We start from the raw sequence: 416 nt of genomic DNA, 5'->3' as shown, positions 1-416 counted from the left end.
TATTTTTTCAGGCTTTTTCGTTCGTACATTATATAACAGTTTCTCCGGTGGAAAAATAAATGAAAAATAAAGGATGAAATATTTGGAATGTATGTTGTAAAGCACTACTTTTGCACCCGCATTCAAGAGAGAACGGCAGACCAGAAATGATGAAAGAGGTAACCTGTGGAAAGGGGATGAGGTTAGAAGTTCTAAGCAAAAATCCAACCGTCGCAGTGGCTCAAAAAAAACTTTGAATTTTTCTTCTGAAAAATTTGGCAGTTAAAATAAAGTCCTTACCTTTGCAGCCGCAATCGAAAGATAGGCAATAGTTCTTTGAAAGATTTACATATCAACAAGTAGTACAAGTATTAAAAATTAATACCGTCAAAACTTGAAATAAATAACGGATTCTGAGCAAGACAAAACAATTTATA

The sequence above is a fragment of the Parabacteroides sp. AF18-52 genome, from assembly GCF_003479145.1.
GTDB classification, from domain to species: Bacteria; Bacteroidota; Bacteroidia; order Bacteroidales; family Tannerellaceae; genus Parabacteroides; species Parabacteroides faecis.
Note: the sequence above shows the minus strand (reverse complement) of the source record.